Annotated in this window: 2 protein-coding genes and 1 pseudogene; 1 reads left to right on the top strand and 2 read right to left on the bottom strand. The window is 63.4% G+C overall.

Annotated elements, in window-relative coordinates; translation table 11 throughout:
• The first annotated feature begins 139 nt into the window (after positions 1–139).
• Positions 140–1030, top strand: coding sequence for an ion transporter (locus tag B7L71_RS08665; protein WP_016914812.1), 891 nt, complete (start codon positions 140–142; stop codon positions 1028–1030).
• 71 nt (positions 1031–1101) lie between these two features.
• Here B7L71_RS08665 and B7L71_RS08660 read toward each other — a convergent pair whose 3' ends face one another.
• Positions 1102–1722, bottom strand: coding sequence for an L-threonylcarbamoyladenylate synthase (locus tag B7L71_RS08660; protein ID WP_016914813.1), 621 nt, complete (start codon positions 1720–1722; stop codon positions 1102–1104).
• A gap of 81 nt (positions 1723–1803) precedes the next feature.
• Positions 1804–2115 (bottom strand): annotated as a pseudogene (locus B7L71_RS08655) (PHP domain-containing protein); the annotation flags it as partial.

Below are 2115 nucleotides of genomic sequence, written 5' to 3'. Positions count from 1 at the left end.
TGACGGCCGAGCTGGATGCCACCGGCCAGCCCACGGCGGCGTACGGCGTTGCAGCGTTGACGCTGGCCCGTCGCCTTGGTCAGCAAACCGCGCTACGCTGAAACGCATCCCCCTTGGCCGCTTATTTCAGGACGAAACCATGAGCTTTGACCTCAGCCCCGGTGCCGAAGGATTGCGCACGCGGTTATTCCACGTGATTTTCGAGTCGGATACCCCGGGGGCCAAAGCGTTCGATATCGCCTTGATCATCGCCATCCTGCTGAGCGTGGCGGTGATTCTGCTGGGCAGCGTAGAGCAGTACGCCCAGCGCTACGACACGCTGTTTTTCTACATGGAGTGGATGTTCACGCTGCTGTTCAGCCTTGAGTTGCTGGTGCGCCTTTACTGCCTGGAGCGGCCCACCGTCTATCTCAAGAGCTTTTACGGGGTGGTCGATGTGATTGCGATCATCCCCACCTGGCTGGTGCTGCTGTTGCCCGGCGCCCATGCGCTGGTGATCGTGCGGATTCTGCGCGTGCTGCGCATTTTCCGCATCCTGCGCCTGATGGAGTTCGTCGGCGAAGCCCGGCTGCTGCTGGATGCCCTGAAGCGCAGCCTGCGCCAGATTTTGCTGTTCTTTTTCAGCATTCTGATGCTGGTGACGCTGTTTGCCGCGCTGATGTACACCATCGAGTCCGACGAGGCAGGTTTCACCAGCATCCCGATCTCCATTTACTGGGCCATCGTCAGCATGACCACGGTGGGCTACGGCGACATTGTGCCCGCCACCCCGCTGGGCAAGGCCATCACCGTTATCCTGATGCTGATTGGTTACTCGATCATTGCCGTGCCCACCGGGGTATTCTCGGCCCAGGTGATCCGCTCCATCCGCGAAGACCGCTACTCGGAAGAAGCCTGCCCCGGCTGCGGCCACGACCGCCACGAAAAGCGCGCCCGCTACTGCCTGCGCTGTGGCACCTGGCTGGACGAAGAGAGCGAAGACCCGCGCAAGCCCAAGGAAGAACCGCCCGAGGAAGCCCCCCAACAATAACGCCAGCGCCGGGAGGCGCTGGCGTCATGGCTAGCAGGAAAGAGGGCTTGTGAAAGAGAGCGAGTGAAACGCTACTGGAAAGGCGTGGTGTCGCCGCGCCCTTCCCGCACGATGGTCGGCGGCAGTTCGCGCAGGTCGATGACGCTGGTTGGGTCCAGGTGGCAAGCGCCGCCGTCGATGATCAGATCCAGATGCGCCCCAAAGCGCTCGCGGATCTCTTCCGGGTCGCTCATGGGCAGCGTTTCCCCCACCGGAATCAGCGTCACGCTCATCAGCGGTTCACCCAGCGCTTCCAGCAAGGCGTGGGTAATCCGGTGGTCCGGCACGCGTACGCCTATCGAGCGGCGCTTGGGGTGCAGCAGCAGACGCGGTACTTCCGTGGTGGCATCCAGAATGTAGGTGTAAGGCCCCGGCGTGTGGGCTTTCAGCAGCCGGAACACGGCGTTGTCTACCTTGGCGTAGGTACCGATCTCGGAAAGGTCCGAACACATCAGGGTAAAGTTGTGCTTGTCGTCCAGCGAGCGCAGCCATTTGATCTTCTCGATGGCCTTCTTTTCGCCCAGGTGGCAGCCCAACGCATAGCCGGAGTCGGTGGGGTACGCCACCACGCCCCCTTTGCGAATGATCTCGGTGGCCTGATCGATCAGCCGTTTCTGCGGGTTCTCGGGGTGAATCTGGAAATATTGGCTCATCGCTTGCTCCTGCCGTTCGGCGGTCCGTTCGTTGCACATTGGTTAGCGCGATACCGACAGCTTAGCCGATACGGCGCGTGATCACCCAGCCGCCAGCATGCCCGGCGCGGCATCGCGCATGTGCGCCAGCCGAGGGTGTTCCCAGATGGGCGGCGCGGCGGTACGTGGCACCACGCTCATGCTGCCCGGGGCGGCGTGGCTGCCGGGAAAGTGAAAATCGCTGCCCAGCGAGGCGTACAGCGAGCGCTCCACCAGCTGACGCGCCAGGTCACGGGTGCTGTCCGGGCTCTGCTGGCCGCCGACCAGCTCGACCGCCTCGCCCCCTGCGGCGGTGAAAGCATCCAGCAACAGGCCACGCTTGCGCCGGGTCAGCCCGTAGCGCAGCGGGTGGGC

The sequence above is a fragment of the Halomonas sp. BC2 genome (genome assembly GCF_002078115.1).
In the GTDB taxonomy this organism is placed as follows: Bacteria; Pseudomonadota; Gammaproteobacteria; order Pseudomonadales; family Halomonadaceae; genus Vreelandella; species Vreelandella stevensii.
Note: the sequence above shows the minus strand (reverse complement) of the source record. Positions and strands in the feature narration are given on the sequence as shown.

What these genes read in the sequence shown, in the direction of transcription:
- B7L71_RS08660 (WP_016914813.1), bottom strand. Translation starts at nt 1,722, where the DNA reads ATGAGCCAATATTTCCAGATTCACCCCGAGAACCCGCAGAAACGGCTG.
- B7L71_RS08665 (WP_016914812.1), top strand. Translation starts at nt 140, where the DNA reads ATGAGCTTTGACCTCAGCCCCGGTGCCGAAGGATTGCGCACGCGGTTA.